The sequence below is a fragment of the Jeotgalibacillus sp. 10bf12 genome (genome assembly GCF_055597105.1).
The window spans coordinates 2,834,798-2,856,369 of sequence record NZ_CP200276.1; the positions used below are offsets into that span (position 1 = coordinate 2,834,798).

Annotated in this window: 29 protein-coding genes and 1 other annotated feature; of the genes, 3 read left to right on the forward strand and 26 right to left on the reverse strand. The window is 42.5% G+C overall.

Translation table 11 applies throughout. The features are described 5' to 3' along the window. Window positions 1-139 precede the first annotated feature (139 nt). Window positions 140-454 (reverse strand): post-transcriptional regulator, encoded by a 315-nt coding sequence (locus tag DH10bf12_RS14785; RefSeq protein ID WP_471736017.1) that lies wholly within the window; start codon window positions 452-454, stop codon window positions 140-142. A 99-nt stretch (window positions 455-553) separates the two neighbouring features. Between DH10bf12_RS14785 and spoVB the strand changes: the two genes are divergently transcribed. Further along, complete coding sequence (gene spoVB / locus DH10bf12_RS14790; protein WP_471736018.1) at window positions 554-2,053, forward strand: stage V sporulation protein B; 1,500 nt, start codon at window positions 554-556, stop codon at window positions 2,051-2,053. Here the strand turns inward: spoVB and DH10bf12_RS14795 are convergent. Next, window positions 2,040-2,669, reverse strand: a complete 630-nt coding sequence (locus DH10bf12_RS14795) for a DUF421 domain-containing protein (protein WP_471738248.1) — start codon at window positions 2,667-2,669, stop codon at window positions 2,040-2,042. The genes spoVB and DH10bf12_RS14795 overlap by 14 nt on opposite strands. Before the next feature lie 84 nt (window positions 2,670-2,753). On the opposite strand from DH10bf12_RS14795, the gene DH10bf12_RS14800 reads away from it, so the two are divergent. Continuing rightward, entirely contained in the window at window positions 2,754-3,131 is a 378-nt protein-coding gene (locus DH10bf12_RS14800) for a TIGR04086 family membrane protein (RefSeq protein ID WP_471736019.1), read from the forward strand. Window positions 3,132-3,164: 33 nt separating this feature from the next. Here DH10bf12_RS14800 and yajC read toward each other — a convergent pair whose 3' ends face one another. The 8 genes from yajC to safA all read right to left on the reverse strand — a co-directional run bounded on the left by yajC (window position 3,165) and on the right by safA (window position 8,864). Beyond that, entirely contained in the window at window positions 3,165-3,437 is a 273-nt protein-coding gene (gene yajC / locus DH10bf12_RS14805) for a preprotein translocase subunit YajC (protein ID WP_039810055.1), read from the reverse strand. Between the two features lie 33 nt (window positions 3,438-3,470). Next, entirely contained in the window at window positions 3,471-4,610 is a 1,140-nt protein-coding gene (tgt, locus tag DH10bf12_RS14810) for a tRNA guanosine(34) transglycosylase Tgt (protein WP_471736020.1), read from the reverse strand. A gap of 15 nt (window positions 4,611-4,625) precedes the next feature. Then, window positions 4,626-5,651: a tRNA preQ1(34) S-adenosylmethionine ribosyltransferase-isomerase QueA gene (gene queA / locus DH10bf12_RS14815; RefSeq protein ID WP_471736021.1), complete on the reverse strand. Its 1,026-nt coding sequence runs from the start codon at window positions 5,649-5,651 to the stop codon at window positions 4,626-4,628. Window positions 5,652-5,664: 13 nt separating this feature from the next. Continuing rightward, window positions 5,665-5,868 carry a DUF2905 domain-containing protein gene (locus DH10bf12_RS14820; protein ID WP_471736022.1) on the reverse strand — a complete coding sequence of 68 codons (204 nt, stop codon included), beginning with the start codon at window positions 5,866-5,868 and terminating at the stop codon, window positions 5,665-5,667. Beyond that, complete coding sequence (ruvB, locus tag DH10bf12_RS14825) at window positions 5,865-6,863, reverse strand: Holliday junction branch migration DNA helicase RuvB (protein WP_471736023.1); 999 nt, start codon at window positions 6,861-6,863, stop codon at window positions 5,865-5,867. Before ruvB ends, DH10bf12_RS14820 begins: the two co-directional genes overlap by 4 nt. A 13-nt stretch (window positions 6,864-6,876) precedes the next feature. Continuing rightward, window positions 6,877-7,488 (reverse strand): Holliday junction branch migration protein RuvA, encoded by a 612-nt coding sequence (gene ruvA / locus DH10bf12_RS14830; protein ID WP_471736024.1) that lies wholly within the window; start codon window positions 7,486-7,488, stop codon window positions 6,877-6,879. 202 nt (window positions 7,489-7,690) lie between these two features. Further along, window positions 7,691-7,972 carry a BofC N-terminal domain-containing protein gene (locus DH10bf12_RS14835; protein WP_471736025.1) on the reverse strand — a complete coding sequence of 94 codons (282 nt, stop codon included), beginning with the start codon at window positions 7,970-7,972 and terminating at the stop codon, window positions 7,691-7,693. Window positions 7,973-8,225: 253 nt separating this feature from the next. Next, complete coding sequence (gene safA, locus DH10bf12_RS14840) at window positions 8,226-8,864, reverse strand: SafA/ExsA family spore coat assembly protein (protein WP_471736026.1); 639 nt, start codon at window positions 8,862-8,864, stop codon at window positions 8,226-8,228. A gap of 94 nt (window positions 8,865-8,958) precedes the next feature. On the opposite strand from safA, the gene DH10bf12_RS14845 reads away from it, so the two are divergent. Continuing rightward, window positions 8,959-9,495, forward strand: a complete 537-nt coding sequence (locus DH10bf12_RS14845; protein WP_471736027.1) for a 3H domain-containing protein — start codon at window positions 8,959-8,961, stop codon at window positions 9,493-9,495. A 34-nt stretch (window positions 9,496-9,529) separates the two neighbouring features. Here DH10bf12_RS14845 and pheA read toward each other — a convergent pair whose 3' ends face one another. From pheA to radC, 16 genes are all read right to left on the reverse strand, one after another. Beyond that, window positions 9,530-10,390, reverse strand: coding sequence for a prephenate dehydratase (gene pheA / locus DH10bf12_RS14850; RefSeq protein ID WP_471736028.1), 861 nt, complete (start codon window positions 10,388-10,390; stop codon window positions 9,530-9,532). 21 nt (window positions 10,391-10,411) lie between these two features. Next, window positions 10,412-10,867 (reverse strand): ACT domain-containing protein, encoded by a 456-nt coding sequence (locus DH10bf12_RS14855; RefSeq protein ID WP_471736029.1) that lies wholly within the window; start codon window positions 10,865-10,867, stop codon window positions 10,412-10,414. A gap of 21 nt (window positions 10,868-10,888) precedes the next feature. Then, the gene (gene obgE / locus DH10bf12_RS14860; RefSeq protein ID WP_471736030.1) at window positions 10,889-12,178 is read right to left on the reverse strand and encodes a GTPase ObgE; all 1,290 of its coding nucleotides are present in this window, start codon (window positions 12,176-12,178) and stop codon (window positions 10,889-10,891) included. 20 nt (window positions 12,179-12,198) lie between these two features. Next, a complete protein-coding gene (locus tag DH10bf12_RS14865; RefSeq protein ID WP_471736031.1) occupies window positions 12,199-12,750 on the reverse strand; it encodes a Spo0B domain-containing protein in 552 nt (183 codons plus the stop codon). A 106-nt stretch (window positions 12,751-12,856) separates the two neighbouring features. Continuing rightward, window positions 12,857-13,147, reverse strand: a complete 291-nt coding sequence (rpmA, locus tag DH10bf12_RS14870) for a 50S ribosomal protein L27 (protein ID WP_039810086.1) — start codon at window positions 13,145-13,147, stop codon at window positions 12,857-12,859. Between the two features lie 13 nt (window positions 13,148-13,160). Then, window positions 13,161-13,484: a ribosomal-processing cysteine protease Prp gene (locus tag DH10bf12_RS14875; protein ID WP_039810089.1), complete on the reverse strand. Its 324-nt coding sequence runs from the start codon at window positions 13,482-13,484 to the stop codon at window positions 13,161-13,163. A 12-nt stretch (window positions 13,485-13,496) separates the two neighbouring features. Next, window positions 13,497-13,805, reverse strand: a complete 309-nt coding sequence (gene rplU, locus DH10bf12_RS14880) for a 50S ribosomal protein L21 (RefSeq protein ID WP_471736032.1) — start codon at window positions 13,803-13,805, stop codon at window positions 13,497-13,499. Window positions 13,806-13,821: 16 nt separating this feature from the next. Then, window positions 13,822-13,897: a sequence feature (ribosomal protein L21 leader region), on the reverse strand. A gap of 66 nt (window positions 13,898-13,963) precedes the next feature. Next, window positions 13,964-15,352, reverse strand: coding sequence for a ribonuclease E/G (locus tag DH10bf12_RS14885; RefSeq protein WP_471736033.1), 1,389 nt, complete (start codon window positions 15,350-15,352; stop codon window positions 13,964-13,966). Window positions 15,353-15,379: 27 nt separating this feature from the next. Continuing rightward, complete coding sequence (locus DH10bf12_RS14890) at window positions 15,380-16,189, reverse strand: site-2 protease family protein (RefSeq protein ID WP_471736034.1); 810 nt, start codon at window positions 16,187-16,189, stop codon at window positions 15,380-15,382. Beyond that, the gene (locus DH10bf12_RS14895) at window positions 16,167-16,769 is read right to left on the reverse strand and encodes a peptidoglycan DD-metalloendopeptidase family protein (RefSeq protein ID WP_471736035.1); all 603 of its coding nucleotides are present in this window, start codon (window positions 16,767-16,769) and stop codon (window positions 16,167-16,169) included. Before DH10bf12_RS14895 ends, DH10bf12_RS14890 begins: the two co-directional genes overlap by 23 nt. Before the next feature lie 75 nt (window positions 16,770-16,844). Next, window positions 16,845-17,645 (reverse strand): septum site-determining protein MinD, encoded by an 801-nt coding sequence (minD, locus tag DH10bf12_RS14900; RefSeq protein ID WP_404404111.1) that lies wholly within the window; start codon window positions 17,643-17,645, stop codon window positions 16,845-16,847. Between the two features lie 2 nt (window positions 17,646-17,647). After that, window positions 17,648-18,301, reverse strand: a complete 654-nt coding sequence (minC, locus tag DH10bf12_RS14905; protein WP_471738249.1) for a septum site-determining protein MinC — start codon at window positions 18,299-18,301, stop codon at window positions 17,648-17,650. 43 nt (window positions 18,302-18,344) lie between these two features. Beyond that, window positions 18,345-18,863 (reverse strand): rod shape-determining protein MreD, encoded by a 519-nt coding sequence (gene mreD / locus DH10bf12_RS14910; protein ID WP_471736036.1) that lies wholly within the window; start codon window positions 18,861-18,863, stop codon window positions 18,345-18,347. Next, entirely contained in the window at window positions 18,860-19,735 is an 876-nt protein-coding gene (gene mreC, locus DH10bf12_RS14915) for a rod shape-determining protein MreC (RefSeq protein ID WP_471736037.1), read from the reverse strand. The genes mreD and mreC overlap by 4 nt, the downstream gene beginning before the upstream one ends. Before the next feature lie 32 nt (window positions 19,736-19,767). Then, window positions 19,768-20,769, reverse strand: coding sequence for a rod shape-determining protein (locus DH10bf12_RS14920; RefSeq protein WP_471736038.1), 1,002 nt, complete (start codon window positions 20,767-20,769; stop codon window positions 19,768-19,770). A gap of 96 nt (window positions 20,770-20,865) precedes the next feature. Continuing rightward, a complete protein-coding gene (radC, locus tag DH10bf12_RS14925; RefSeq protein WP_404404119.1) occupies window positions 20,866-21,561 on the reverse strand; it encodes a RadC family protein in 696 nt (231 codons plus the stop codon). Window positions 21,562-21,572 lie beyond the last annotated feature (11 nt).

Sequence of the window (21,572 nt, forward strand, 5' to 3'; positions counted from 1 at the left end):
CCTGTGTATATAGCCGAAACTATATGAAAAATGACCGTTTGTAACAGGTCTGTAAAGTGTCTGAAATTTCAGCAACAGACTTATTATGTATTACTTACCTGAAGGTGTCAACGCACCAGATGAGATTGTCAGTCAATGTTCATTCTTTATGCTGACCGTGAAGAAGCATTTGCAGCTCTTCATCCTCCAGCCCGCTTCTGCCTGCAGTTTGCTTATATTCTTCATTTGTCATGAAGTTCATAAAATCGCCTGCTTTCACCTGCAGAATTTCCTGAACTACTCTATGAAGTCTAAAGCTTTCATTTTCACGCTTCCATTTCTTTTGGGTCAGGTACTGCCAAATAGTCTCAGGTGTAGCTGTATCATATCCATAAATTCTTAACTCCTGAGCTTTACTGATCAATGCAGGACCAATTACAGGAAAAGCATCTTTATAGCTTGTATGTTGATTCACATTTTTTCTCCTTTCTATATTTAATGCATAGCCCCGATTCTAAACGGCATATGATTTATTGTATCTAAAATATATGCTTTTGAGAAGATGGAGGATAAAGTGTCTAAACTGATTAAAGGAACACTGTTACTCATGGCTGCAGCATTAGTGACAAAAGTACTGGGATTTGTACATAGAATTGTTCTGGCTGATATGGCCGGTGCTGAAGGTGTCGGTCTATATATGATGACATTTCCCGCTCTCATGCTTGCCATTACTGTTACGCAGTTGGGACTTCCGATCGCGATTTCAAAATATGTATCTGAAGCAGCTGCGAATAGAAATGAGCAGGAGATCAGAAAGATTCTATCCGTCTCTCTCTGGATCACAGGATCACTCGCGGTTCTATTAACTCCCTGTCTATTTTTTGCAGCACCTTTTATTTCAACTACACTTCTAAATGATGAGAGGACGCTGATTCCTTTTATCGCTGTATTGCCCATTATTCCAATCGCTGCTTTTTCAGCTGTTGTCCGCGGCTATTTTATGGGCAGACAGCAAATGGGGGTTACAGCTGTTGGATCCGTGCTCGAACAAACCATCCGGATTTTATTATTAGTGGCAGCAGTTGGTCTGTTGAGTTCAAAAGGTGCCGCATATGCTGCCGGTGGTGCAATGCTCGCTGCTGTGATTGGAGAATTATGCTCACTCTTATTCTTACTCATCATGTTTAAGCTGAAAAAAAAGAAATTAACCGGCCGCTCGGTGAGATCCTTCAGCGAAACAGCCCGTCAATTATTAACAATCGCCCTGCCAAGTGCAGGAAGCAGGTTTGTTGGTTCTGCCGCTTGGTTTTTAGAGCCGATCATTGTCATGAAATGTCTTGTATTTACTGGCATGGCTGCCACCGCAGTAACTGCAGAATATGGATTATTAACCGGTTTTGTCCTGCCGGTTTTACTGCTCCCATCTTTTATTACTGTTTCACTCAGTATGGCACTGGTTCCTTCCATCAGTGAAGCGAGGGCACTATCCCAGGACAGTGTCGTGATGTACAGAATTACTCAGGCACTAAGGCTTTCCGCGGTTACCGGAACACTTTGCTGCCTGCTATTGTTTCTTGAAGGAGAACTCATCTTAACACTTTTATACGGATCTGCTGAAGGGCTCAATTTATTAAAAGTGATGGCTTTGTTTTTTATCTTTTATTACTACCAGGGACCTTTACATGCTGTATTGCAGGCATTCGAAGCTGCAGGAAAAGCAATGATTAACAGTATTACGGGATCTGTCATAAAGCTTTTATCTATGGCCGGACTGATGATTTATTTAGAGGATATAACAGGTGCAGCAATCGGTCTTGCAATCGGCACGGCAGCTGTGACGTTTTTACACTTTCACACTGCCAGAAAAATGAGCGGACTTGCAATCCCTTTCGGACAATATGCTGCAATTCTTCTAGTTTCTGTCTGCTGCTGGCTGATACATACAGGTATTTTATCCATGAATGCACCTATCCGGATCGTATCTGTGATTGTGATATTCTGCTTTCTGGCTTCCAGGGTTCAGCTGATACAGCGCGAGGACTGGGCTTTTCTGAAAAGCTTTAGGAAGAACTGATAAACCATTGACCATCTTCATAGGTGCAAAAGAATATGTTCTTCATATTGTCATGTCCCTGGACTTTCAATTCATCTCTTAACCAGCTTTCATTTTTACCGATCAGGTCCAGGTGTCTGCTTTGAATCCTTCCATCCATCACAAGTGGAAGTGACAATTGCCCTGCACTTCTCTCTTTCCTCAGGACAGACAGCGTGCCTGACGGTTCTAAAATCGCAAAAGATACTTCCTGGAGGTCAAATACTTCTTTTTCCCTCAGCTGCTGCATAAGATCATCTATGTTATAACGGTTCTTTCTCATCTCATTTTTTACAAGCTCACCGTTATGAATTAATATTGAAGGTCTGCCATCCATCAGATCCCGGAATTTCTTTGATTTTAACGAAAACCATGATAATAGAATTTGCAGCAGCATCAATAAAATCATTGGAAAAGCTGCCTGCATAAAGCTCATATACGGATCTTCGATAGCAAAAGCTGCCATCTCAGCAATCATCATAAATACAATCAGATCCAAAAGACTTAATTCACCGATTTCACGTTTTCCCATCAGTCTGAAGATCAATAGAATTAATAAATACAGCGTTACAGCTTTTATTCCGATTAACATATACATTTCAAACAAAGTCTGCACCACCTTCACTCATGTAGTGTGTCCGAAAAGCGGAAATTTATTTAATTTATGGAGGAGTGTGAAGATATGGTTGCCTGGAGAAAAACTGCTGGAGGTCTGGGAATTGCGGTTGGTTTTGTATTGGTCATCATCACTTTATATGCTGCTATCGTATCCGGTTTATTGCACTTCACTTCGATCACTGAGCTGACTATGGAAAAATGGCACGGACTTGCAGGAGCTGCTGCTGTTTTAATCGGCAGTCTGATTGGAAGTGCCTCAGCGGGACAGAAAGGAATTCATATCGGAATATGTACAGCACTTACAGTCATTGGAACCGGCCTGTTTTTTAAAGAAACACTATTTGAGTGGTCACATTTTATTCATTACGGTCTGCTGCTCGTTTCAGGTATGGCTGGAGGAATAGCGGGAGTTAACTTATTCGGGCGTTCTGAGGCAAAATAAAAAAGCTGCGGCTGCAGCTTTTTTTATCTTGTCTTACATTGCTGAATCTTTTTCCACCACTTCACGTACCGCATTGCGGTCGTATGTTAAGCGGCTTCCATCTCCACACTTGATGACTACCTGACCTTCGTCAAGTGCATCGATAATACCGTGTAAACCGCCAATCGTGACGATTTTATCACCCTTGCTTAAGCTGTTTTGCATTTCCATTACTTTTTTCTGGCGCTTCTGCTGAGGACGGATTAAGAAAAGGTACATTAAACCGAACATCAGAATAAGCGGAAGTAAAGTTACGATCATATCCATTACGCTAAACTCCCCCTTTCTTTCATATATCTATTAAAAGTTTTTTGCATTCGGCTGATTAAAACCGTATTGTTCAAAAAACTCCTCACGAAAGTCTCCCAGTCTGTCTTCTTTTATCGCCTGGCGGACATTCCCCATTAAGTTTATCAGAAAATGAAGGTTATGATAAGTCGTAAGTCTAATTCCGAACGTTTCTTCACATTTTATTAGGTGTCTGATATACGCTCTTGAATAATTCTTACAAACATGGCAATCACAGTTAGGATCAATCGGTGAGAAATCACGCGCATATTTTGCATTTTTAACAACCAGTCTGCCTTCACTTGTCATCAGCGTGCCGTTTCTTGCAATTCGTGTGGGCAATACGCAGTCAAACATATCGATCCCTCTGATTGCGCCATCGATCAGAGAGTCAGGTGAACCGACACCCATCAGATATCTCGGCTTATCTTCAGGCATCCATGGCGTTGTGAATTCCAGTACGCGATTCATGACATCTTTAGGTTCCCCTACAGAAAGGCCGCCTATTGCATAACCCGGGAAGTCCATAGACACAAGGTCACGTGCACTTTGACGTCGCAGGTGCTCATATTCTCCACCCTGAATAATTCCGAATAGCCCCTGATCTTCAGGTCGTGCATGAGCTTCAAGACAGCGCTCTGCCCATCTTGACGTACGCTCAACTGAATCCTTCATATACTTCTCTTCTGCAGGATATGGCGGACATTCATCAAACGCCATCATAATATCAGATCCAAGCGCATTTTGGATCTCCATCGCTTTTTCAGGGCTTAGGAAAAGTTTGTCTCCATTAATATGGTTTCTGAAATGGACACCTTCTTCCTGGATATTACGGAATTTACTTAATGAAAAGACCTGAAAACCGCCTGAATCAGTTAAAATTGGACGATCCCAGTTCATAAATTTATGAAGACCGCCTGCTTCTTTAATAATATCGTGTCCAGGGCGTAGCCAAAGGTGATACGTATTACTCAGAATAATACCTGCGTTTAATTCCTTCAGATCTTCAGGCGACATCGTTTTAACCGTAGCCATTGTTCCTACCGGCATAAATGTCGGTGTTTCAAAAGAACCGTGCGGCGTGTGAACAATTCCGAGCCGTGCACCTGTCTGCTTACATGTTTTTATATGTTCATATCTGATTGCACTCAAAAGACAATCCCCTCTCTATTTAATCAGCATGGCGTCGCCAAAACTGAAAAATCTATATCTTTCCTGTACAGCTGCTTTATATGCAGCGAGCGTATGCTCTCTTCCAGCCATTGCACTTACAAGCATGATCAGCGTGGACTTTGGCAGATGAAAATTTGTGAGAAGCACATCTGATGCTTTAAACTCATAGCCTGGAAAAATGAAAATATCCGTCCAGCCGGATTGCGCTTTAAAATGACCTTCATCATCAGCGATGGTTTCTAAAGTTCTTGTAGATGTAGTTCCAACAGTAATTAAGCGGCCACCGTTTGCACGGGCCTCATTTAAAACCTGCGCATTTTCTTCTGACAGCAGATAATACTCACTGTGCATATCATGCTCTTCAATTGAATCAACCGACACGGGTCTGAAGGTGCCTAAACCGACGTGAAGCGTAATAAAAGCGACCTTGATACCCTTTGATCTGATTTCTTCAAGAATCTCTTCAGTGAAATGCAGACCTGCAGTTGGGGCAGCAGCGGAACCACGCTCTTTAGCGAAAACGGTCTGATAACGGTCCTTATCATCAAGCTTTTCTTTTATATAAGGGGGTAGCGGCATATCTCCAAGCTGATCGAGCAGTTCATAAAAAATACCGTCGTAGCTGAATTCAAGTATCCTTGCACCCTGCTCACCTGTTTCGATACATTCAGCTGTTAAAAGGCCATCACCAAATGTAATGATTGTACCTGGCTTAACTCTCTTAGCAGGCTTCACCAGTGTTTCCCACGTGTCACCTTCAACCTGCTTCAGCAGCAATACTTCAATCGCTGCACCGGTCTCTTTTTTTTCACCAATCAGCCTTGCCGGCAGTACTTTTGTATCGTTTAATACAAGGCAGTCGCCCGCGTGTAAATAGTCCAGTATTTGTCTAAATGACTGGTGTTCAACTTTTCCTGTAGCTTTATCCAGCACCATCAGTCTGCTTGATGTACGGTCTTCAAGCGGTACCTGTGCGATTAACTCTTCAGGAAGTTCAAAATCAAAATCATTGATATTCATCTTTCGCAGCTCCTTACCTGAACCTTCCGATTAAAAAGAAGATTCCAGTCAAAATTAAACTGATTAAAATTGAAGTGACAATCGGAAAATAGAATGTCATATTTTCTTTTTTAATCACAATATCACCCGGCAATCTGCCAGCTTTTATAAACTGCAGTAAAAATCCGGCTATTAAAAGTGCAGCACCTGCAATCATCAGCATTTTAGGCAGCGTCATTCAGGCACCTCCAGATTAAAATGTTCGTAAACAAGCGGTGTTGCAATCCTTCCCCTGGGTGTGCGCTGAAGGAAACCGATCTGCAGTAGGTAAGGTTCGTAGACATCTTCAATCGTTGAAGACTCCTCTCCAATACTCGCTGCAATCGTATCCAGACCAACAGGACCACCTCTGAAGCGTTCAACAATGCCTCTTAATAATTTGTGATCGATATGATCAAGCCCAAGCTGGTCGACCTGCAATAATTCAAGGGAAGCTTTTGCAATCGGAAGTGTTATATCCCCTTCACCTTTTACCTGCGCATAATCCCTGACTCTTCTCAGCAATCGATTGGCAATACGCGGTGTTCCTCTTGACCGTCTGGCAATTTCATCTGCTCCGGAATCATCAATTTCAGTGTTAAAAATATCAGCAGAACGGTTTACAATCTCTTTTAACTGGTCAACGTTATAATACTCAAGTCTGCTCAGTACGCCGAATCTGTCACGCAATGGTGCTGAGATTGCACCTGCACGTGTTGTTGCACCGACTAGTGTAAATGGCGGAAGGTCCAGCCTGACAGACCTTGCGCTTGGGCCGGTACCAATCACAATATCCAGACAGAAATCTTCCATCGCAGGATACAGTACTTCTTCTATCGCTCTTGGCAGCCTGTGAATTTCATCAATAAATAATACATCACCAGGCTCTAATGCTGTCAATATAGCAGCAAGATCTCCCGCCCGTTCAACAGCAGGGCCTGCAGTCGTCCGGAGGTTAACGCCCATTTCATTTGCAATCACAGCAGCAAGTGTTGTTTTCCCTAATCCAGGGGGACCATATAGAAGAACATGGTCAAGGGTTTCCTGCCTGTTTTTCGCTGCTTCTATATAAATAGCCAGATTTTTCTTTACCTGATCCTGACCAATATACGTCTCAAGCAGCTGAGGCCTGATTGATTGCTCAATCGTTTCTTCTTCAATATTTGCCTCCCCTGATACAATCCGTTCTTCCATCTAATCCCCTCCTTTATTTAAGCTTCAGCATCAGCTGAAGACCTTTTTTAATATATTGGTCGGTTGTCAGTGATTCCTTTTGCAGCAAAGGCTTGATTTTATTAACTTCACGCTCTGAGTAACCAAGTGCCTGAAGCGCCAATACTGCTTCATCGAGTGCTGAATCATCCTGTCCTTTTACTTCTGCTGATTCATTAAACAGGTTAGGGAAGTAATCCGGAACTACGTCTTGAAGTTTGCCTTTCAGATCGAGGATGATCTGTCTGGCAGTCTTTTTACCGACTCCCGGGAATTTGACGAGCAGTGTCTCATTTTCTTCTTCAATTGCCTGAATCACTTGTTCCGGTGCTCCGGAAGCAAGAATGGCAAGCGCCCCTTTTGGCCCGATACCTGAAACATTTAAGAGCTTTGTAAATAACAGCTTCTCTTCCATCGTCGGGAATCCGAACAGTGTCAGCTGATCTTCTCTGACGTGCTGATAGGTAAATACCTGCACGGTTTCTCCCTGTTTAGAAGACATCACAAAAGGATTAGGCATATAGATTTTGTAGCCTAACCCGTGATGATCAGAAACAATATACTCTGTTGAGATATATGTAATTTCACCTTTTATATATTCATACATAATAGACTCTTCCTTTCAATGCAAACTTCATTGTAACACAACTCAGCCTCTTCTATGTGTCAGACTTTTTAAGTTTACTGATCTGTGGTTTATAACAGCAAAAACGAAACATCTGTTCTATTTTATCACGTTCACTCCTTTATTACAGCAAAAGAAAAAGGCTGAGACAAATGCGTCTCAAACCTTTATCAATTCTTACTATCTAATCGTTAATAAAATACCCGCTCCACTTCACAAGCGGGGATACTGTCTCTTCTGTTGTTCTTAGGGTAATCATTTCCTGATTCATATCAATAATCTGCCAGTCTTTATAATCTGCAAAGAAATCCTCCATTGCCTCATAAGCCTCAGTTCTTTGTTCAATGCTTTTTTCCCCATCCAGATAAATGGTTTCGATTGATAAGTTCAGCGTCGCAGCATGCATTGGATGGTCCATGAATACAGAGGCTGTGATACAAAGCAATAATGTAAATAGTGTTCTCATAGAATCCTCTCCTAAAAAGCTTGTTAGGTTAGGATTTGTAAATGATCACATTTTATTCATTAAACCTTTGTTAAAGTTGGCTGATGATTTCCGCTTCAGGGGGACGCTTTCCGCGGACGAACGCTCAAGCCTCCTCAGGCAGAAGAGCACTGCCCTCCGGGGTCTTTCCCGATCGTTTTTCCGCAGGAGTCGCCCCCTTACACTCCAATCACCAGCTGTGCAGAAACAACAATTATCTATAACATAGCTTTTATTAAAATGGTCCTCTATATGGATGGTGACACGGACAGCAGCAATGATATGGCATCGGATGACAATTTGGTTCCATCATCATATGATGCTCAGGCATAGGCATGCCGCATGGCGGCATCATATGCGGCATTTGTTGAGGCATCATGTGTGGCATTTGCTGGGGCATCATTTGCGGCATCTGGTGGGGCATCATGTGAATTGGCTTTACTGCGGATTTTTCTTTACATGTACATGGTGGCTTTTCAGGCATTTTGGTCCATTCTTTTATTTCTTCAGCCTTGGGCATTTGCTCCATTTTTGGCACCTTCGGTATTTCTTTCATGTTAGGCATTTCCGGCATTTTTGGCACTGCCTGCATCATAAAACCAGCATAAGGCATGACGGGTATATCAGGTATTTCTTCAGGCAAGGTCTGGTAAACAGGTTTATTATTCGCATAGGGGTGCATATAGTCAGCTTTTTTTCCTGCGGCTTTATCTGCTGCTGCTTTTGCGGCAGGTATTTTGATTTTCATTCCCGGCATGATCATATCCGGGTCTGCCAAGTAGGCATTTGCTGCTTTTAATTCTTCAAAAGATACCTGGTAATTCTTTGCAATCGTCCAGAGCGTATCCCCTTTTTGAACAACATGAATTTTCATCTTGCCACCTCCATCATTCATTCCATATATCCTATGAATAAAATGGATTTATGATACAATACTTTCAGAACGTTCAAAGAAAGAAGGGTCTCAAATGCCAAGCGATCGCCAGAAATCAGGAGAAGCGAGACGGGAAAAAATATTACAGACGCTCAACCAATCCGTCGGACCAATTACCGGCCGCTCTCTAGCCAGCGAGATGAATGTGAGCAGGCAGGTCATTGTCAGTGATATTAACTTATTAAAGGCAAGAAACGAGCCAATCCTTGCAACAAGCCAGGGTTATTTATATATGCCTGCACATCCGACCAGCCGGGTATCCAGACTCATTGTATGCAAACATACGCCTTCACAGACTGAAGAGGAATTAATGATGATCGTACGTAACGGAGGCGTTGTTAAAAATGTCGTGATTGAGCATCCTGTATACGGGGAAATGACTGCTTCACTGATGCTTCATAATCAGACAGAAGTTAAGCGATTCACTGATCAGCTTGCATCTTCTGAGTCAGCACTGTTATCAGTATTAACAAACGGTATACATATGCATGAAATAGAAGCAGAGCACACAGCTGTACTGGACCGGATTGAGCACGAGCTCGATCAGGCAGGCATCCTATATAAGGAATAAAAAAAGTTCTCTCAATCTGATGAGAGAACTTTTTTTATTTTTGCGGCTCGAGCAGATGTTTTTTATAACTACCGAGGATCTTCACTTTACAGCCGAGCGCTTCAAGTTCTTCAATTGCCCCCTGCATCAGTACACCATCGACAGGTTTTTCAACATCAATGATAAAGAAGTAATTGCCAAGCCCGGTTTTAAGCGGTCTTGATTCAATTTTACTCAAGGAGAGCTGACGCCACGAAAAAGCAGATAGAACCTGGTGGAGCGCACCCGGTCTGTCATCAGATGGAAGTGTCACCATGAGTGTGGATTTTTCAGCATCCCGTTCAAACGGAAGAAGTTCCGTCTCTTTTTCACTTGTCAGCACAACAAAACGTGTGTGGTTGAAATGAAAATCATGAATATTCTTTTCCACGATCTTCAGCCCATATGTATCAGCAGCCAGCGAATTACCGATTGCGGCTACATTTTCCTCTTGATGTTCACTTACATATTTCGCAGCCGCTGATGTAGATGTTGATGGCTCAAGATCTATTCCCCTGAAGCGGTAGTAAAGATACTTGTGGCATTGTGCAAGTGCATGGGAATGAGACATAATCTTCGTAACATCCTGCCATATGTTCTCGTTGGCCGGATGCACCATTAAATGCTGTTCAATTGGTGAAATTAATTCAGCCGTTATATGTAGATCAACATCATGGAACAGATAATCAATTGTAATAGGCACAGAGCCTTCCAATGCATTTTCAAGCGGCACCACTGCACGGTCCACTTTCCCTTCAACAAGTGCCTCAAGACAGTCGGGAATGGTAGGAAAAGCAATGTCTTCTTCATTCGTAAATACACTTTTTACCGCATGATGGGTAAAAGAAGCTTCAGGTCCTAAATAACCAATTTTCATGTACTCACCTTCTTTATAAAATCAGGCCCCGGAGCCCAGTACTTCCACTTTTTCAACAAATTCAAGTTTTTTAAGTCTGTTCAGCATTTCATCTAGCGAAACGTTCATATCAGTTACATTTAATGACAGCGTGACGTTTGCCCTTCCCTGTAGAGGGATGGTCTGGTGTATCGTCAGAATATTTCCGCCGCAGGTTGCGACCAGCTCAAGCAGCTGAGATAAGGTGCCTGAGCGGTCTTCAAGATGAAAAAAGAGCGTGATGATTTTTTCTTTCACAACTGTGTGAAAAGGGAAAACAGTATCTCTGTATTTATAAAATGCACTTCGGCTTAAATCAACTGAGCGCACTGCTTCCCATACAGATCCTGCATGCCCTCTTTCAAGCAGCTGCTTTGCTTCGAGCGTTTTTTGCATCGCTTCCGGAAGCACATCTTCTCTGACAAGATAAAATTTTTCATTCAGTTCCTTTTTTGGCACCTTATTACCCCCTGCTTCTATCTACTCAACGAAATCAAATTCAAATTCAATGATTTTAACAGTGTCGCCATTCTTCGCACCTTTTTCACGCAGTGCATCATCAATGCCCATTGCACGCATTTGTCTGGCGAATCGTCTGATTGATTCTTCACGGCTGAAATCTGTCATCTTGAATAGTCTCTCTAGTGAATCTCCTGAGATTACAAAGCTTCCGTCTGATTCACGTGTGATCTCAAACTTAGACCCTGCATCTTCATGTTTGTATAGGACACGGTTAATTGTTTCGTCTTTCTCTGCTTCCTGTAACGGGAATTCAGGTGTTGACTCAACAAGATCGGCCACTGTGTAAAGCAATTCCTTCAGACCCTGTCTAGAAATGGCAGATGCAGGGAATACTTTCACATCGTCTCCAACCTGTTCCATGAACTTCTTCAGGTTTTCCTCAGAATCAGGCATATCCATTTTGTTAGCCACAACAACCTGTGGACGCTCTGTTAAACGCAGGTTATATTCCTTCAATTCGTTATTGATTGTCACGTAGTCCTCATAAGGATCACGCCCTTCAAGAGCAGACATATCAACTACGTGCACAATGACACGTGTTCTCTCGATATGACGCAGGAACTGATGACCAAGTCCGACACCTTCATGGGCGCCTTCAATCAGACCAGGCAGATCAGCCATTACAAACGTTCTGTTATCTTCGGTTTCGACCATACCGAGATTCGGCGCAATTGTCGTGAAGTGATATTCAGCGATCTTTGGCTTGGCAGCTGATACGACAGATAACAATGTTGATTTTCCTACACTCGGGAATCCAACAAGACCGACATCTGCAAGCAGCTTAAGTTCCATAATGATATTCTTTTCCTGACCCGGCTCGCCTTTTTCAGACAGTTCAGGTGCAGGATTGGAAGGGGTAGCAAAGCGTGAGTTTCCTCTGCCGCCGCGTCCGCCTTTTGCAATCACAGCCTGCTGTCCATGCTCAGTCAGGTCAGCAATAACTTCACCAGTTGCCTCATCTTTGACTACTGTACCAGGCGGCACTTTTACGATCATATCTGATGCGCCTCTGCCGTGCTGGTTTTTAGACATTCCGTTTTCGCCTTTAGGTGCTTTAAAGTGACGCTGATAACGGAAATCCATCAGCGTTCTTAAGCCCTCTTCAACTAAAAAGATGACATTGGCTCCCTGTCCGCCGTCTCCGCCGGCAGGTCCACCTTTTGGTACGTATTTTTCTCTTCGGAAAGCGACCATTCCATCTCCGCCGTCTCCGCCTTTTACATATATTTTTACCTGATCGACAAACATAATTGTGGATCCTCCTATTGTTAAACTTTTACTCTTGACACAGGATAATCAAATGTCAGCTTTAATGAAAAGGATGTGCTTGAATCCTGAATCCATTCCACCTTGGCTTCTTCTGGTTCCTGTATAATATCTTCCGGAGTAGATTGGAGAGGCTCCCCTTCGTATTCCACAACAATAGAAAAGCTGTTTTCCTGCTGTTCAAATAAAAAGTAAAGCTCCTGATCTGATGGTGTATTTAATGCTTTATCCACCGCTGCTGCAGTTTTTTTAGCCCATTGAAGGAGTAAACTGTCATATGATTCGGGAATCTTCATCCGTTCTGTGAATTCATACCCCAGCTTCAGCGGCCCCGGACGATACCAGTTGTAAGTCAGCAGCCATTCTGAAAAGCGGGGTGTGCCAAGACCGGTTAATAAAGCTTCCTGTCTGGATTCAATGACTAATTCATCTATAATTTGTGTAGCCCGTTCTATATTTGATAACTCGAGATTACCTTTAATCATCTGCAGTTTATTCATCCAGTCATGCCGGCAATGCTGCAGCAGCTCGAGCTTTAGCTTTGATTCTATCATTAGCCCCCTCCTACCTAGTGTCACTTACACTAGTATAGCAAAGAGCGTGCAAATGCTGAACATAAAAAGAAACTCTGGCTGTTTATAACCAGAGTTTCTTAAGAAATTAAGCTTCTTGTGCAGCTGGATATACGCTGACCTTTTTCTTGTCACGGCCCATACGCTCAAAGCGTACAACGCCGTCAGCTTTTGCGAATAGAGTGTCATCTCCTCCGCGGCCTACGTTTTCTCCAGGATAAATCTTAGTTCCACGCTGACGGTAAAGGATTGATCCGCCTGTAACGAACTGGCCATCCGCACGCTTAGCGCCTAGGCGCTTAGAGATTGAATCACGACCGTTCTTAGTTGAACCTACTCCCTTTTTCGAAGCGAAAAATTGAAGATCTAATCTTAGCATGGTTTTCCACCTCCTACTGTTTGAAGGTTATTTTAATGTATTGCCCGTATTCCTGTTCAATTGTCTGCAAAGAGACAATCATACTTTCCATAATCAGCTGGGTACTGCTGTTTGCTTCATCCGGAAACTCAACTCTGAGATAACCTCCATCGTCTCCCTGGTGTATCAGCGGTTCAGTCTCTGTAAGAGAAAGAACGGCGTTTACTGCGCCAAAGGAAACTGCAGATGCACCTGCACAGACCAAGTCTTTACCGTGTTCAGCATAATCAGCATGCCCTTCCATCTGAAAAGCTCTAATCAGACCGTTCGGATCTTTTTCGATGATCACCTGTATCATGAAATAATCCTATTAAGCGTTGATCTTGCCGATTACAACTTTAGTGTAAGGCTGACGGTGACCAAGCTTACGGTGTTGATTCTTCTTCGGCTTGTATTTGAATACAGTGATCTTTTTAGCGCGACCCTGTTTTTCAACTTTACCTGTAACTGTAGCGCCGTCAACTAACGGGCTGCCTACTTTTACATTATCTCCGCCTACGAAAAGAACTTTGTCAAACGTAATTTCTTCGCCTGCTTCGACGTTAAGCTTTTCGATGTAGACCTCCTGGCCTTCAACTACTTTCATCTGCTTTCCGCCTGTTTCTATAATTGCGTACATTCCAATGCACCTCCTCAATTTCACTCAGACTCGCCATATACCAGGTGACTTTACAGTGCTTAATAACCTGTTATGAGCGGTTGTAGCACGGGTGCTACAATCAGTAACATATGAATGTTATCACAATCAGAATCAGGGTGTCAATGACAATATAAGATTTATAGAATTTTGTAGATAGGATGAATATGTTCGATCTCCGTTAATTTGACCGGAATGTTCAGGTCACTTTCAATCCATTTAATAAATGAAGGGTCATCTTTGATCAGCTGATGAATGTCTTTTGTCAGCTCAATTTCTGCATTGTCGAGCTCTCTTCTTTTTGTCAGCAGATCTTTTTCAAGTTCCAGAAGACAGCTTTCAGGTGAAAGAACGCTGCCTTTTCCTGAGCAAACAGGACACTGAATCATATATAAAGACTGATAAGAACCTTTCGTTTTCTTTCTCGTAAGCTGATAAAGACCAAGCTCTGTAAAACCTGCAGAATGAACGTGCTTGTGATCTGACTTCGCTTTGTCCCTGATCAGCCGATCAACTTCTTCCTGATCTTTTTTTGAATCCATATTGATAAAGTCGATCAGTATAATCCCATGCAAATCTCTCAGCTTCATTTGCCTGAGCGATTCAAGTGCAGCTTTTTGATTGATCTCTTTAACAGCTGCCCCCTGCTGCTTTGCACCTGTCTGACGCGAGGAGTTCACATCAATGACTGTGAGGGCTTCGAGAGAATCAATGATAATAGAGCTGCCGCCATCAAGCCAGACTGTCTGTCGCGTCATGATGTGGTTCAGATCTTCTTTTAGCATACTGCGGAAGAGATCTTCATCTTTCATATAGTATGTCAGATCTGTTTTAGGCTGATTGTCTGGTATATAGGATTTCAGCATATTTGACACGGCTGAAGAATCCATTATGATTTCGTCAGGTTTTATTTTTGTTATTGCAGCTTTCACATCTTCAATGAATTTTTCAGGCTTGTCTGCCAGGAAGAACCCCTTTTTTTGTTTAAAGAGACGGTCTATCTGGTCATAATGCTGCTTTAATGCTGTAAGCTCTGACATTAATTCAGATTCATGTGCTTCACCTGCTTCTGTTCTGATCAGTAGACCACCGTCAGAGTGGAGGGCATTCTCAGCCCAATCTTTCAAACGTTTATGGTGATGAGCTTTTATTTTTTTAGATAATCTGACCATCTTTGTAAAAGGGAAATAAACCATATGTTGCCCGGATAGTTCAATGTCTCCTGTCAGTACAGGGCCCTTTGATGCTTCTTCATCTTTTTTCACCTGCACGAGCAGTCTCATCCCCTGATGCACCTGTCCATATAGATCAGGAATCGTTTTTAACGGCAGATAGCCTTTCGGACCATGATCAAACATGACAAAAGCTGCCTGCAGTGACGGCTTAATACTAGCAATTGTTCCACTATAAATATTGCCAACCTTTGTTTCTGAGAATGGAGGATAAAGTTCAATTCTTTCAGGTTTTCCGTTTTCTAATACTGCCCATTTCTTTTCTCTCGTTCTGCTGCTGATGAGTAATTGCTTCAATGATTGCACCTTCTATTCTTACCGCGATCATTTTTCTGCGGAAAAGTATCGTTTTATTATCATATCATCACTTAGATTCCCAATCATCTTCCCGTTTCTCATGAGAATAAAATACTGTTTCCTTCCTTTATATAATTTATTCACTAAGATGTGTATGTTCACGCTATGTTTAATGACTGTAGTCTTTACTTTATGATCAGAAGCATGATCCCCCCATTTTTCAAGCAAAAATTGTTTATGTAAGAGGTGCCTGTTCAGATAAAGCTGCCAGGTACACACGGCTGAATAGATATATAAAAGCGCCCACTGAAATTGAAGTCCATTTAACAGGATAAGAAGTATAGCCAAAAGGCTGATTGAACTAACCGTTATTGTAAGATAAACACTTTTTTTAAAAGGGAATAAGTGATTAGCGACTGAATAAACCACCCTTCCCCCGTCAAGCGGCCAAACCGGAAGAAGATTAAAAAGAAGAAGTTGAAGGTTAAGGTGATAAAGCTCATCAGCCAGTGGAAACGGAGGTTGAAAGCAAATCATAAGCAAATGAACGAGGATGTGAAATAAAGGTCCACTGCATGCTACTGCCAGCTCTTCACAAACCGGCTTATTTAGTATACTTTTCACTTCCAGCTGACCGCCAAACGGTAATAACGTCAGCTTAACCACCTTCCATTTAAAGCATGCAGCTGTCATTGCGTGAGCCGCTTCATGAAACAAAATGAGGATAAACAGCATAAAAAAAGATAAAAACTGTCCTGATAAAAAAGAGGCTAAGGCCATCACCCAAAGTACCGGGTGGAATGAAATGGGAAATTTACTCACTTTTATTGATCTCATTTATAAAATGCTGCAGGTTAAATGGTGTTTCTGACGGTTTAAGCATAAACTGATATGTACGGCCATCAGTGTAGCCGATCCGTTCACCCGCATTCACTAAGTCGAATGTTTTTATGCCTTTAGGTACGACTGAAAGGTACACTGTTTTTTTCCTGTCAGGGTGCTGCATAACTACTACACTCTCCCCTTCAGCTTCACCTGCAAATAAGATCAGACCACTCCTTGGTGCAAAAATCGCTTCACCTGCAGCAGATTCGATGACCGAACTTTTCCCACTTAACGCCTCGTGGTAAAAAGAGGCTGATACAGGTATCACTGTCTGGTCATCCGTTTCAACTTCACTCATAAACCCCAGGTGTCTACCCCATGTATCATAATGAGCTGCAAATTCAAATGATGAATAAAGCACATCCTGCGCTTCAATCAGTTGTTCAATTGACCACAGATCATCTTCACTTGCTGTAAAAACGACTGCAATCAATCCGGCAAGTATCGTTTTGATCAGAAATTTCTCAGGAAACCTGCGATTGATCTCACGTTTTTTACCTAATGGATCTGCATACTTTTTTTCAGGGGACATGATTACACTCTCCCTTTTCAAGGCTTGTAATCCATTGTATGAAAAAAACCGGCAGCACATTCGCTGCCGGCTGTTTTACTTTTTGCCGAGTAACTTGAAAACTTTCTGGAAAAACGAAGGCTTTTCATCAGTCAGTGACATCAGTGGAATAGACTCGCCAAGAATCCTTTTTGCAATATTACGGTATGCAATGGAAGCTTTACTGTCAGGATTCATGGTAATCGGCTCACCTTTGTTTGATGCTGTAATCACCTGATCGTCATCTAACACGATGCCAAGCAGATCAATTGAAAGGTGAGTTGTCACTTCGTCAATATCCAGCATGTCTCCGGATTCCATCAAATGATTTCTGATTCTGTTAATAATGAGTACAGGCGCTTCTTTGGTTTCCTGTTCGAGCAGCCCGACAATTCTGTCTGCATCACGTACAGCAGATCTCTCAGGCGTTGTAACGACAATTGCACGATCAGCACCTGCAACCGCATTTTTATATCCCTGCTCGATTCCGGCCGGGCAGTCAATTAATATGTAGTCATAATCCTGCTTCAGCTGATCAACAAGCTCCTTCATCTGTTCAGGGTTCACTGCTGATTTGTCACTCGTCTGAGCTGCCGGCAGAAGGTATAGTAATCCATCAAAACGCTTATCTTTTACGAGCGCCTGATTCGGTTTACAGCGCCCTTCAACTACATCTACGAGATCATAAATAATTCTGTTATCCAAACCAAGAATAACATCCAGGTTACGCAGTCCGATATCAGTATCAATTAAGCATACTTTTTTCCCCTGCATTGCGATTGCTGTACCCAGATTGGCAGTCGTAGTCGTTTTACCGACGCCGCCTTTACCTGATGTAATGACGATTGCTTCGCCCACTGCTATCTTCCTCCTTCAAACTTTGTAATACTCGGACGGATCCTTCTCAAAATCTGCAAACGGTCAACAACGATCTGGTTGCTGTCATCTATGTATGCACATTCCATCTCATGTGAATCATCATCATGATCGGGTGCACGGTTTAATTTTGATGCGATACGCAGCTGTGCGGGAATCATCCGGGAAGCTACGATGACCGCTTCCTTTTTCCCGTAACAGCCTGCATGCGCGATCCCTCTCAGTGTACCTAATATATAGATGTTTCCTCCGGCCATGATCATACCGCCGGGATTTACATCACCTACCAGCAGAAAGTCACCTTCTACTTCAATCACCTGACCTGATCTGACAATACCGGTCATAGAAGACATTTCTTTTTCCCTGACCCGCTGCTCTGATTCAGTTTTCGTTATCACATCACTGTGAATTTCTTCTACAAGCAGGCTTTTCTGCTGATGTACAATCTGTCTGATTTCTTCCTGCTGCGTTTCTGTTAAATAGCGGTATCCCACTTCAATCCTGGCTTTAACCGCCTGACCATCAGCAGGCGCTTTATACTGAACAGAAAGCTTTTCGATCAGTTCTTCTTTCAAAACGTCATAACCGCACTGGTCATTCAGCTTTAAAATAAAACCGTCCTTCGTGCCTTTAATCATTACATTTTGTGCACCCACATGATTCACCCCAAACCGTAGCGTATTAATCCTCCAGGTGCCTGAATTTCATCGCTGACATCCAGACCTTGAACGGATAAGCTGCAATCAAAATAAAGATTGCATTAAAAAGCAGTGTCGAGTATAACCTTTGATTCAAAAACGTCTGCACATTCATATCTGTTATACCGATCAGCAGGTTAAACTGGTAAACAAGCCATTCGAGTAAAGCGATCATCAGCAATGTAAGCAGACTGCTGATTGCGACGTTCTGAAAAATCAATCTCAGGATCAACGCAGAAATATAGATTAACAGCGGGAATAAGAACATATAAATTCCCATAATACCTGTAAAAAACACGTCGTATAAAAACCCTAATATAAACGCATAAATGTAAGCTGAATTTCTGCTGTAATAAAAGCTTAAGAATAATAAAAACACGACCAGAAAGCGGGGCACTAACAGTCTTGCGTCGCCTGCCACTTCCACAGGTGAAAATGTCGCGAAGATGCTTTCACTGTAGAAGATCACAATGCCAAGAAGCGGAAGAAGGAACCGGTTCATTCCTCTTCCTCCTCTGTTTCAATTTCATCGGCACCAGTAGCAAGACGTTCAAGTACCAGTACATGCTCTATATCAGAAAGCTTGGCAGCAGGCTTTACATAAGCTGTCTGAGTCAGACCGTATTCATCAGGTGATACTTCTGTTACTTCCCCAATCAGAAGGCCACGCGGGAATACGCCGCCAAGACCTGAAGTGATGACACTCGAACCTTCTTCTACTTCAACATCAAAAGGTATTTTCCTTACCATCAATTCTTCTCTTTCAGGATCAAATCCTTCTACTAATCCATAAACATTTGACTCTTCCGTCTGGATTAAAGCAGAAACGCGGCTATTTGAATTTCTGGCGCTGAGTAATTCCACCGTTGATGTAAACTGCCCGGTATCTTTTACTCTGCCGATCATACCGCCTGCTGTCTGAACTGCCATGTTCGCTTCAATACCATTTACCTGCCCTTTATCAATAATGATCGTATCCTGCCACTGATCAGGGTTTCTCGCGATCACTGTCGCATTAGTCGTGTTGTAATCACGAATATTGCCTTCAATATTTGTCTGTGCTCTCAACTCTTCATTATCACGTTCAAGATCAGTTACCTGTGTCTGAAGTAAAGCAAGCTCTTCCAGTCTCGATTTTAACTTTTTATTTTCACTGTAAGTATTCAGCAGATCCTGCACACTTTCAATGCCGCCACCAAGGAATCCGGCAGGCTTTGAGGCAATATTCTGTCCAAATCCTACAATATCTTTTACAAACTGCTCAGGAAGAGAGATGTTTTCCCTTTCCCTCAGTGAAAAACCAATTAATGCAACAAGCAGTATAATACTGACGAGCAGCACAATCAGCCTTTTATTTCTAAAAAAAGAAGGCATTTTCTGCACACCCCAATTAGCTGTTTTCCTTGTTACTTCTGCTTCTTAAAGTAGTCGATGTTATCCAGTGCTTTTCCTGTGCCGATTGCGACACAATCCAGCGGCTCTTCAGCAATATGAACAGGCATTGACGTTTCCTGAGTCATCAGCTGATCAAGTCCCTGAAGTAATGCACCTCCACCTGTCAGGACAATCCCCCGGTCCATAATGTCAGCTGAAAGCTCAGGCGGTGTATGTTCAAGCGTGCTCTTTACTGATTCAATAATCGTTGAAATTGTGTCAGCTAAAGCCTTCTGGATCTCCTGCTGAGTAATTTCAATTGTTTTCGGAAGTCCTGTAAGCAGATCACGGCCTCGAATTTCCATTGTTACATCATTCTCAGCTGCAATTGCTGATCCGATCTCCATTTTAATCGCTTCAGCCGTACGTTCACCTATCATCAGGTTATATTGTTTTCTAATATATGAAACGATCGCATCATCCATTTCATCGCCTGCTACACGAATAGACTCACTCGTCACGATTCCGCCAAGTGAAATGACAGCTACTTCTGTTGTACCTCCACCTATATCTACGACCATGCTTCCAGTTGGTTCCCAAACCGGAAGTCCGGCACCGATTGCAGCTGCAAACGGCTCTTCGATTGGAAATGCGTCTTTAGCACCTGCCTGTCTTGCTGCATCAATGACTGCTCTTTTTTCAACAGATGTAATACCTGATGGCACACATACCATCACGTATGGTTTTCTAGTAAATGAACCGCTTTTCAGTGCCTGATTCATATAATATTTCATCATGGTTGATGTTGTTTCAAAATCAGCAATGACACCATCTTTCATAGGACGCAGCGCTACGATGTTACCAGGTGTTCTGCCGATCATGTTTCTAGCTTCATTTCCTACTGCTACAATATCTCTAGTATCTTGTCTTAGCGCTACCACTGAAGGTTCTCTCACAACGATCCCCTTACCTTTTATGTAAACAAGTGTGTTCGCTGTACCTAAATCAATTCCTATATCTTTCGTTCCAAACATGGAGTATCTCCCTTTCTCATTCCGCTAATAGCCCTTTATAGGCCGGTCAAAAACCATAGCCTTAATTATAGCTCACACACATACCATTTAACAACGTTACATATACCCTTTTTCCTTCAAACTTACATACTTCTTCTCACCAATGATTAAATGATCCAGCACTTCGATCCCTATCATTTTCCCACATTCTACTAATCTCCTGGTTACATCAATGTCTTCTTTTGAAGGGGAAGGGTCTCCACTCGGGTGGTTGTGCGCGCAGATGATGGATGCTGCAGATCGCTTGAAAGCTTCCTTAAAAACCTCTCTGGGATGCACGATTGAGGAATTTAGCGATCCAATAAAAATAGTCTGCTGATGGATGATCTGATTTTTCGTATTGAGGTATAGTGCAACAAAATGCTCCTGAGTCAAAAAGCGCATTTCATTCATGAGAAAAGTTGCACCATCTTCCGGTGAACGAATTGTGAACCTGTCTTCAAAAGTAATGTTGGCAATCCTTCTGCCGACTTCAACAGCAGCCAGTACCTGAACAGCTTTTGCATGTCCAATTCCTTTAATAGCTGTCAATTCATCGAAAGAAGCTTCTTTTAAAGACCTCAATCCATTAAATTCCTGAAGCAATTTATTTGAGAGGTTAATGACGGACTCTTCTTTAGAGCCCGTGCGAAGTAATATTGCGATCAGCTCCTGATTGGATAAGCTCTGAGGTCCCTGATTAATAAAGCGTTCGCGTGGCTTATCCTCATCATGGTAGTCTCTGATCATTAATGTTTTCTGTGGAATCAGCATTGTTTTCCTCC

What these genes read in the sequence shown, in the direction of transcription:
- DH10bf12_RS14865 (WP_471736031.1), bottom strand. Translation starts at nt 12,750, where the DNA reads ATGATAGAATCAAAGCTAAAGCTCGAGCTGCTGCAGCATTGCCGGCAT.
- DH10bf12_RS14820 (WP_471736022.1), bottom strand. Translation starts at nt 5,868, where the DNA reads ATGACGCTGCCTAAAATGCTGATGATTGCAGGTGCTGCACTTTTAATA.
- DH10bf12_RS14845 (WP_471736027.1), top strand. Translation starts at nt 8,959, where the DNA reads ATGCCAAGCGATCGCCAGAAATCAGGAGAAGCGAGACGGGAAAAAATA.
- mreC (WP_471736037.1), bottom strand. Translation starts at nt 19,735, where the DNA reads ATGCCTTCTTTTTTTAGAAATAAAAGGCTGATTGTGCTGCTCGTCAGT.
- queA (WP_471736021.1), bottom strand. Translation starts at nt 5,651, where the DNA reads ATGAATATCAATGATTTTGATTTTGAACTTCCTGAAGAGTTAATCGCA.
- DH10bf12_RS14895 (WP_471736035.1), bottom strand. Translation starts at nt 16,769, where the DNA reads ATGTCCCCTGAAAAAAAGTATGCAGATCCATTAGGTAAAAAACGTGAG.
- ruvA (WP_471736024.1), bottom strand. Translation starts at nt 7,488, where the DNA reads ATGTATGAATATATAAAAGGTGAAATTACATATATCTCAACAGAGTAT.
- rpmA (WP_039810086.1), bottom strand. Translation starts at nt 13,147, where the DNA reads ATGCTAAGATTAGATCTTCAATTTTTCGCTTCGAAAAAGGGAGTAGGT.
- obgE (WP_471736030.1), bottom strand. Translation starts at nt 12,178, where the DNA reads ATGTTTGTCGATCAGGTAAAAATATATGTAAAAGGCGGAGACGGCGGA.
- mreD (WP_471736036.1), bottom strand. Translation starts at nt 18,863, where the DNA reads ATGAACCGGTTCCTTCTTCCGCTTCTTGGCATTGTGATCTTCTACAGT.
- DH10bf12_RS14920 (WP_471736038.1), bottom strand. Translation starts at nt 20,769, where the DNA reads ATGTTTGGAACGAAAGATATAGGAATTGATTTAGGTACAGCGAACACA.
- ruvB (WP_471736023.1), bottom strand. Translation starts at nt 6,863, where the DNA reads ATGGAAGAACGGATTGTATCAGGGGAGGCAAATATTGAAGAAGAAACG.
- safA (WP_471736026.1), bottom strand. Translation starts at nt 8,864, where the DNA reads ATGAAAATTCATGTTGTTCAAAAAGGGGATACGCTCTGGACGATTGCA.
- minC (WP_471738249.1), bottom strand. Translation starts at nt 18,301, where the DNA reads ATGATTAAAGGCACGAAGGACGGTTTTATTTTAAAGCTGAATGACCAG.
- DH10bf12_RS14800 (WP_471736019.1), top strand. Translation starts at nt 2,754, where the DNA reads ATGGTTGCCTGGAGAAAAACTGCTGGAGGTCTGGGAATTGCGGTTGGT.
- DH10bf12_RS14875 (WP_039810089.1), bottom strand. Translation starts at nt 13,484, where the DNA reads ATGATACAGGTGATCATCGAAAAAGATCCGAACGGTCTGATTAGAGCT.
- DH10bf12_RS14835 (WP_471736025.1), bottom strand. Translation starts at nt 7,972, where the DNA reads ATGAGAACACTATTTACATTATTGCTTTGTATCACAGCCTCTGTATTC.
- DH10bf12_RS14795 (WP_471738248.1), bottom strand. Translation starts at nt 2,669, where the DNA reads ATGTATATGTTAATCGGAATAAAAGCTGTAACGCTGTATTTATTAATT.
- radC (WP_404404119.1), bottom strand. Translation starts at nt 21,561, where the DNA reads ATGCTGATTCCACAGAAAACATTAATGATCAGAGACTACCATGATGAG.
- rplU (WP_471736032.1), bottom strand. Translation starts at nt 13,805, where the DNA reads ATGTACGCAATTATAGAAACAGGCGGAAAGCAGATGAAAGTAGTTGAA.
- yajC (WP_039810055.1), bottom strand. Translation starts at nt 3,437, where the DNA reads ATGGATATGATCGTAACTTTACTTCCGCTTATTCTGATGTTCGGTTTA.
- DH10bf12_RS14890 (WP_471736034.1), bottom strand. Translation starts at nt 16,189, where the DNA reads ATGAGATCAATAAAAGTGAGTAAATTTCCCATTTCATTCCACCCGGTA.
- pheA (WP_471736028.1), bottom strand. Translation starts at nt 10,390, where the DNA reads ATGAAAATTGGTTATTTAGGACCTGAAGCTTCTTTTACCCATCATGCG.